Origin of the sequence: Leptospira ainazelensis (genome assembly GCF_016918785.1) — a bacterium.
GTDB lineage: Bacteria > Spirochaetota > Leptospiria > Leptospirales > Leptospiraceae > Leptospira > Leptospira ainazelensis.
Window position 1 is genome coordinate 1 of record NZ_JAFFPT010000007.1, and the last position, 8,026, is coordinate 8,026.

Sequence of the window (8,026 nt, forward strand, 5' to 3'; positions counted from 1 at the left end):
TTTTTAGGATACGTGAGTCCTGCGGAATTTGAAGAACGAATTGCTTAAAAAGTGTCTCCAAAAACGTAACTAGGCTATAATTAGCTCTTACGAAAGTTAATTCTTTTTTATTAAAATGAGCGAAAATGAGTTTCTTTTTTCTTCTTCGAAAATGCATTCTATTTGCTCATCTTGAATAGAATGAATATCGACTCCTCTTTCGGAGGCCCAATTTAAAAAAGTTTTCGATGTAAATTCAGGTTTAGTTGCTCTACCGCTAAACGTCCGTAGTCATCAATTATATTCAGAATTCTGAGTATTCTTTCAGAATAAAATGAATCCGACTGAAGTCCATGGACCATCGTTCTCCCGAATTCTTAGGAAGAAGCTTTAGAACCGTAGACAATGAGATTCTCTTTCGCTTTCGTTTGATTCGATATTTAAACCCAATTCTGAATACAAACGATAGATTCGCTTATGATTGACCAAGTCCTCTTGTCGGATGAAATCATGGATCTGCGGTAACTGACCCTTTTATATTTATATGCTAAAAACGGATCCGGTCCTTTAGTTCCCTATCTTTTTCCAAAGTCTTAGAACGGTGCCAAAAGCCAGTTCTTGAAATTTGTAAAAGACGACAAGATTTGCGTTCTCCTAATTGCGGTCTGATTAACATGATCGCCTCCTGTTTCTGCTCTGGCTTACCACTTTTTTCGAGCAGCATCTTGATGGCTTCGTTTTTCAAAGCAACCCCCGCATAGAGCTTCTTGAGCTTGTTATTTTCATCTTTTAACGATTTCATACGTTTTATATCGTTTAGCTCCACGCCTCCGTATTTGGATCGCCATCTATAAAAGGTATTCGCACTGATCCCATGCTTACGACACACCTCTGAAGTTAAAACTCCTGACTCCGATTCCTTTAGTATCTTATGGATCTGATTTTCGTTAAAACGCTTCTTCCTATTTTCCTCCAAAGTTAACATCTCTTTGGAGAATTTTCAACATTCTAATTGGCACTCAATTCCGGGGCTAGGTCCGATTCACTTTCGATAGAAGCTCAGTCCGAATTCTTAGTATGCATCGAAAGTGGAAGTATACAAATTTTAGATCGAAATTTAGAGGGTTTTCGATATATAAAGAATCGTATGAAAACCGACTTACTCTTTAGATTTAACTCATGTTTTATCATGAATCGGTATTACTAAAAGGAGAAGGATGGAACAAATTATCAGTGTTGATTCTGACTTTTCTATTTATGGAACATAGAAAGGAATTATTTTGCAAAATTTATTGAATGTATAAAACGCGACGTCTCCGCTCTACAAGGCGATCAAAAGTCGCTTAATTGATACTTGAACTTTTCTCTGAACACTATAAACGTAGATCTATGAGAAAAATCGTTTTTGGAATCAATATTACCGCTGACGGATATTGCAGCCACACGGACATGATAGCCGACGAGGAGTTGCACACATTCTTCACTCGGCTCCTGCTTACAGCAGATCTCCTTCTCTACGGAAGGGTCACATATCAACTCATGGTGCCGTTTTGGCCCGAAATCGCCAGGGAACAATCGGAGTCAAAAGCAACCAATGAGTTCGCTCGCCTCTTTGACTCTCTTGACAAGGTCGTTTTCTCCACCACATGGAAACACGTTGAGGGAGCGAACACTAGGCTCGTTAGCACGGACATTGCGAAAGAGGTGCTTACACTCAGAGAGCAACCGGGAAACGATATTTGCGTGGGCAGTTTGAGCATTGCCTCCCAGCTTTCGGAACGTGGTTTAATTGACGAGTATCACTTCGTGATTCATCCGGTCATTGCGGGAAAAGGTCCGCGCTTATTCGATACCGTGAAGTTGCAAGAGAGGCTTCGTCTAGACTTCCTTGGTTCGGAAACTTTTCAATCCGGCGTCGTCGCCCTTCACTACAAAAAGCATACATAAGAAAAGGATCATACGATTTTTGGGAATATCGTCTAAAGCAAAACAATGATTATTCAACTATGCATTTTTTTTTCATCTCGCGAACGTTAAATGACATTGGGAATATTATTTCTGGAATTCAAATTGAAAAGAAACCCGATTATTTTACTGGTATTTCTAATCATATTTTCAATTCAATGTCAGAAAACAGAAGTATCTGAAGACCTATCTCTGAGTAGGAGTTTATCCCAAGAGGACCTCGAAACTTTATTATTGCTCAATTCTAAGGATTCAATTGTTTCATTCTTTAAACATAGTTCGTTGCTGGTAGAAATCGGAAGTCAATCGGTTGCGTCTAGTAAAAGAAAAAATAACTTAGATTATACGCTAAATCCAAATGGGAAATTATCAAAATCTTTTCCATCCTCTCCATGCGGTATAGATGTTCAAGGATCATGGAAAATCGAGGGAAATGTAATTTTCATTCATGGCTCCTGGATAATTCCAGGAGCAAATTGTCAGAATGATTTTTTAAAGAACCTTGAGCATAAAGGGATTCAAAAAGTGTTTAAGCATAAATTGTTTCATTTTAAAAAAGAAAAGGATAACGAGAGTCAAATCTTCGTAAATTTCGGGCAAAAGGAAAAAGTCAAAGTTTTTGTTCAAAAGTTGTGATCGAGATCAATCGAAGGGCCCTATAAATGACGGACAATTTTTTTATAGGATTAAACGCCTTATACGAACTTGTATTCGGTTCTTGTTCAGCGCTCAGAGGCTCGAATTTAGCAGGCGAAAGTATTCCGGTCTTGCTACGTCCGCGACTCTCCTTGATTCGGTGCAATGATTTAAAACCGTAAGCAAAAGATAAGAATATTATAAATTTATGAAAACACTTTTAGATTCTAAAAACCTATGTCGGATAAACATTTTCTTTTTTTTCTTCACTCATTGTATTAGCACTCAGATTGGCAGTGGATATACGTCGAAATCAAGAATATCTATTTTTTCGAAGCCTGATAAAAGTAGCGTAGTCGCTTTTGAGATCAAAGAGAATTCCAATTTTACTATTTTGGAGCAAATTTTAAAAAAGATTCTAAACATTCAGGTGATTGGTTTAAAATAAAAAAGGATAACCGCGTCGGATTTTTAGAAAATAATAAAAATAATTCAGCGCTAATTTTTCTAAACTTAAATGAACCTAAATACGGTTTAGTAGTCGCAACCTCATTGTTCTTAAGAAGTGAACCGTCCGTTGAAAGTAAACCGATCGAGAAATTAGCTACCAAAGATATTGTCGAGATCATTGAAGATAGTAAATCCTCTACATCGGTTCAAGGTAAAATTGGATTTTGGATAAGAGTAAAAACAAAAAATCAGAATTTTGGTTTTGTATTTTCCCCTTATGTTGCCATAGGAAATTCAATCGAAAGCCTCTCCTCGTTGACGGATATTGAAACTAATGAGATAGGATGGGCTTACGTTAAAAATAAACCAAATTTTATTTTTTCATTACAAAATAAAATTTTTAAGAAAAAAGAAAATGATCAAATTAAAAAAAATGAATTCTATTTAGTTAGGGCTAGATATGTTACCAAGGACGGAAAAGTATTTTTTAGATTATTAAAACAAGAAGCTCGTTTAGAAGATTGGTATTCAGAACTTGAAATTACAAAAATTGCAGATTGTTATATCCCGGCCGAAGGTGTAATCATTTCAAATAAATACGCTTCTTTATATTCTAAAATACGCGAAGAAGACGGGAAAAAAATAAAAATCTTCGAGTTTTTAAGCCAGGAAGTAAATGATGATATTAATCCTGAGCATACTCGTATCGAAACTTTTGATTGGAAGAGAAAAAAATACTCTGTCGTAATTACGAGTCATAAATTTGAAAATGACGAATGCAGAGGATGTTTTTTACCTGAATTATATAATTTAGTGTATGTTTTAGAAGAAAAGGGTAATTCATTTAACATTATTTTCAACTCCGGCGGTTGGAGAAGTGCCTCATTTTCTAATTACGATCGACCCAGGATTACAATCAATGATAGCCCGCCCCCCGAAGGAGATGACTCTCCAAGCCGAATCATTTCTTCCGATTTCGAATTTAATGGAAAAGAGTTTGTATTAAAATCCGAAACCAATCAATAAAAACGGTCTCCAAAATGTTCACGGCTTAGACATCCAGACGGGAAAAAAGTTTCTTTTGTTCCAAGCCGATCTGCATTTCATCGTAAACGAATCCTTGAAAAAAATACGAGCGACCGGACTACCAACTTCTTCATGAATGGAGGAAAATACTCGACGTCTAATATTTGTTCCAAAATGGTTAATTATGCCTCAGTATAGATCTCGTACCTCCACTCATGGACGTAATATGGCCGGCGCAAGAGCCCTCTGGCGCGCGACTGGTATGAAAGACAATGATTTTGGAAAACCGATCATTGCAATCGCCAACTCTTTTACTCAGTTTGTCCCCGGCCACGTACATCTGAAAGACTTGGGTCAACTCGTCGCACGAGAAATCGAAAAAGCGGGGGGAGTGGCAAAAGAATTCAACACGATCGCAGTGGACGACGGTATCGCTATGGGTCACAGCGGAATGTTATATTCTCTTCCAAGCCGGGATCTCATCGCCGACTCAGTAGAATACATGGTAAACGCCCATACGGCCGATGCGTTAGTCTGCATCTCGAATTGTGATAAAATCACTCCCGGTATGTTGATGGCAGCTCTTAGGCTGAACATCCCGACCGTCTTCGTTTCCGGAGGTCCTATGGAAGCCGGAAAGGTAACGTGGGGAGGGGAAGTTCGCAAACTCGATCTGATCGATGCGATGATGGAAGCGGGAAACCCGAATGTATCCGACGAAAAAGTCGCAGAACTGGAACGTTCGGCTTGTCCTACCTGCGGCTCCTGCTCAGGAATGTTTACCGCAAATTCCATGAACTGTCTTACCGAAGCCTTGGGTCTTTCGCTTCCGGGTAACGGTTCCACTCTTGCCACTCACGCCGACAGAAAACAATTATTTCTAACTGCGGGCAATCTGATCGTCGAACTTGCAAAACGATACTATGAACAAGACGACCAATCGGTTCTTCCAAGAAACATCGCAAATTACGAAGCATTCCAAAACGCGATGAGTTTGGACGTCGCCATGGGAGGATCCACAAATACGGTCCTTCATATTCTTGCCGCCGCAAACGAAGCCGGTATTCATTTTAAGATGGAAGATATCGATAAGATTTCTCGGAGAACTCCCTGTATCTGTAAAGTAGCTCCCGCGAGCCAGAAATATCATATGGAAGACGTTCATAGAGCGGGCGGAGTGATCGGGATTCTTGCCGAATTGGATCGAGTCGGTTTGATCAACCGAGACGTTCCTACGGTTCATTCTTCTACATTAGGAAAAGCTTTAGAAGAATGGGATATCGTTCGTCAGGCTTCCGGGTCCAAGGCTTTCGCCTTATTCTCCGCCGCACCGGGGGGGATTCCCACAACGGAAGCATTCTCCCAATCCAAACGTTGGCCGGAACTTGACTTGGATCGGGTCAACGGTTGTATCCGCGAAGTCGAACACGCTTATTCCCAAGACGGAGGACTCGCCGTTCTCTATGGGAATATCGCCCCCGAAGGTTGTATCGTAAAGACAGCCGGGGTGGACGAATCGATCTGGAAATTCAAAGGAAGAGTCCGTGTGATGGAAAGCCAGGAAGAAGCGGTCTCCAAAATATTGGGCAACGAAGTTGTAGAAGGTGATATCGTCGTAATCCGTTATGAAGGACCAAAGGGCGGTCCGGGAATGCAGGAAATGTTGTATCCGACCACCTATTTAAAATCCAAAGGTTTAGGAAAGTCTTGTGCGCTTCTTACCGACGGAAGATTCTCCGGAGGAACTTCGGGACTTTCCATCGGCCACGTTTCTCCCGAAGCCGCCGAAGGCGGGGCGATCGGACTTGTGGAAGAAGGGGACACGATCGAAATCGATATCCCGGATCGATCCATTCATCTTAGAATTTCCGACGCAGATCTCGCAAAACGCAGAGAAGCGATGGAAGCAAAAGGTAAAAACGCTTGGAAGCCGCAATCTCGTAAGAGAGTCGTTTCACCGGCTCTCCGCGCGTATGCGGCGATGACGACCTCCGCGCATACCGGAGCGGTGAGGGACGTAAGTCAAGTGGAACCTAAGTAAACCTATTTTCCTTCAATGGAGTTTTCTTTGCAGATTTAGACCTTGAGTGAACCGCGGAATGCCCTTACCGCGTAGTAGGAAGGCGCTCCGTTGTGATACACGAAGACCTTTCCGTATCTATGATCTGCAAAGATGGCTCCGCCGAGTTTTCGAATATCCGCCGGTGTTTTCAACCAGCTAGAGGTTTTCAGATCGAAACTTCCGAGTTTCTGTAGCTCTCTATACTCTTCTTCCGTTAAAAGTTCAATTCCCATTGCAGCGGCCATATCAACCGCGCTATTCTCCGGTTTATGTTCTTTCCTTGATTCCAGACCTTCCCGATCATAACAAACACTTCTTCGACCTTTAGGGCTTTCCTCCGAACAGTCATAAAAAATGTATTCTCCCGTCTTTTTATCCTGACCGACAACATCCGGTTCACCGCCGGTTCTTTCCATTTCGTGTAGGGTCCAAAGTTTTTCGGAACTCGCTTCCAATCTTTTCCTTACTTTTTCCCACTCAATACCCTCGTGGCGTTTCTTATTTTTCTCAAAACGGACTTTCAGTATTTCGAGTAATATTTCGCGTTGTTCCGATGACAACTCCTTCCGATTTCGATTGGTCTTGTTCATACTGGAATAGGATCTCTCTCCGTTATAGGAACTTGTCAAGCTTATACTGACCCGGATTCTACTTTACGCTTTCGACAAGATCTTTTGTTGGGCGCTTCGCTCAGATACGATCCTACGAAAATAGTTGAGTTTCTTGCGACGTTTTAAGGAGAATGATTCGTTCTCTTGCGGTCCCAACATTCTCTCTGAAAACTTACATCGTCTTCTCGTTGTTCGTCGAGTCTGGCGATTGAGAAAAAGAGAGTTTTTGGGAACGAAATTTTAAAGAACCTCCGGAATCCGCTCTTGGAATTTTGCAACCGTACTGTATTTTCCTATTTTAATGTTTCTAAATATTTGCTAAGATTTCCAACGTGTTGTTTTCCGCCTTCAATCGCGCCGTATTTTTTGTTCACTCTTTCCAGTTCCTCTCGGCTTGGAAAAATCTGTTCCATGGTCAGATTTGTTCCTTCACCGGATTCTTCAAAAATGATTTTCGATTGAAAGTCGACGTCCTCAACACCTTCGCCGTCGCCAAGATGTTTGTAAAAAATAAGACGAGGTTTTTGAATCTCTATAAATTGAATTCTATTTTTATAATTGTGTCCATCCGGTCCGTGCATGATAAAATCCCAGATCCCGCCGTTTGAAAAATCCAAACTATGACTCGTCAACGTAAAACCGTCCGGTCCCCACCACTCCGAAAGATGTTCTTCCGAAGACCATACCTCGAAAAGAAGATCGATCGATACGGCAAAGTATTTTTTATAGACGACCTTGTTTCCTTCGATGATTGTTTCTAAGTTATTTTTTATCACGAGATTTCTCCTTTTTAATTTTTAAAACATATTTCTCCAACTTATCCAAACGTTTGGCCCATAGATCCCTAATATCCCGCAACCAATCTTCCATTTCATCGATCCCCGAATCATTCAACCTATAAATACGTTTTTGCGCCTCCTTCTTCATAGAAAGAATCTTCGCCTCTTTTAATACTTTTAAGTGTTGAGAAATGGCGGGCGGGCTCATCATAAAATTTTGGCTTATCTCGGTCGACGTAAGTTCTCCGCTCTTGGCCACCAATCTCACGATCTCTCTTCTTGTGTCGTCTGCGAGGGCGGCAAAGGCGTTCATACGTTTATATTTAAGTTTATTCTTAATTAAGTCAATTCTTAAATATTGATAAAACAAGGGTTCCCGTAAATAAATGGGGTTCCGAGAAAAATTTTGTAGGAGTTCCTACGGGGATTTTTTTCTTGAAAAATTATGATTTTGTGATATAGCAAAGTAGGCCGGATTTTTTCCACCACCCGCCCAAAAAACTCAATGCGCCGCTCTC

Annotated in this window: 7 protein-coding genes and 1 pseudogene; 4 read left to right on the forward strand and 4 right to left on the reverse strand. The window is 40.8% G+C overall.

All coding sequences use genetic code 11. From position 1 onward, the window contains the following. Positions 1-174: 174 nt before the first annotated feature. Positions 175-964 (reverse strand): annotated as a pseudogene (locus JWG44_RS22600) (transposase); the annotation flags it as partial. A gap of 404 nt (positions 965-1,368) precedes the next feature. Here JWG44_RS22600 and JWG44_RS01615 point away from each other — a divergent pair. The 4 genes from JWG44_RS01615 to ilvD all read left to right on the forward strand — a co-directional run bounded on the left by JWG44_RS01615 (position 1,369) and on the right by ilvD (position 6,097). Continuing rightward, entirely contained in the window at positions 1,369-1,926 is a 558-nt protein-coding gene (locus JWG44_RS01615) for a dihydrofolate reductase family protein (RefSeq protein ID WP_205273221.1), read from the forward strand. 300 nt (positions 1,927-2,226) lie between these two features. Next, positions 2,227-2,580 (forward strand): hypothetical protein, encoded by a 354-nt coding sequence (locus tag JWG44_RS01620; RefSeq protein WP_205273222.1) that lies wholly within the window; start codon positions 2,227-2,229, stop codon positions 2,578-2,580. 552 nt (positions 2,581-3,132) lie between these two features. Then, entirely contained in the window at positions 3,133-4,056 is a 924-nt protein-coding gene (locus JWG44_RS01625; protein ID WP_205273223.1) for an SH3 domain-containing protein, read from the forward strand. Between the two features lie 184 nt (positions 4,057-4,240). Then, positions 4,241-6,097 carry a dihydroxy-acid dehydratase gene (gene ilvD / locus JWG44_RS01630; RefSeq protein ID WP_205273224.1) on the forward strand — a complete coding sequence of 619 codons (1,857 nt, stop codon included), beginning with the start codon at positions 4,241-4,243 and terminating at the stop codon, positions 6,095-6,097. Between the two features lie 35 nt (positions 6,098-6,132). Here the strand turns inward: ilvD and JWG44_RS01635 are convergent, their stop codons facing one another. The 3 genes from JWG44_RS01635 to JWG44_RS01645 all read right to left on the reverse strand — a co-directional run bounded on the left by JWG44_RS01635 (position 6,133) and on the right by JWG44_RS01645 (position 7,821). Beyond that, positions 6,133-6,708, reverse strand: coding sequence for a DUF4256 domain-containing protein (locus tag JWG44_RS01635; RefSeq protein ID WP_205273227.1), 576 nt, complete (start codon positions 6,706-6,708; stop codon positions 6,133-6,135). Between the two features lie 314 nt (positions 6,709-7,022). Continuing rightward, the gene (locus JWG44_RS01640; protein ID WP_205273225.1) at positions 7,023-7,505 is read right to left on the reverse strand and encodes an SRPBCC family protein; all 483 of its coding nucleotides are present in this window, start codon (positions 7,503-7,505) and stop codon (positions 7,023-7,025) included. Further along, positions 7,492-7,821 carry an ArsR/SmtB family transcription factor gene (locus JWG44_RS01645; protein ID WP_205273226.1) on the reverse strand — a complete coding sequence of 110 codons (330 nt, stop codon included), beginning with the start codon at positions 7,819-7,821 and terminating at the stop codon, positions 7,492-7,494. The genes JWG44_RS01640 and JWG44_RS01645 overlap by 14 nt, the downstream gene beginning before the upstream one ends. Positions 7,822-8,026 lie beyond the last annotated feature (205 nt).

What these genes read in the sequence shown, in the direction of transcription:
- JWG44_RS01615 (WP_205273221.1), top strand. Translation starts at nt 1,369, where the DNA reads ATGAGAAAAATCGTTTTTGGAATCAATATTACCGCTGACGGATATTGC.
- ilvD (WP_205273224.1), top strand. Translation starts at nt 4,241, where the DNA reads ATGCCTCAGTATAGATCTCGTACCTCCACTCATGGACGTAATATGGCC.
- JWG44_RS01635 (WP_205273227.1), bottom strand. Translation starts at nt 6,708, where the DNA reads ATGAACAAGACCAATCGAAATCGGAAGGAGTTGTCATCGGAACAACGC.
- JWG44_RS01645 (WP_205273226.1), bottom strand. Translation starts at nt 7,821, where the DNA reads ATGAACGCCTTTGCCGCCCTCGCAGACGACACAAGAAGAGAGATCGTG.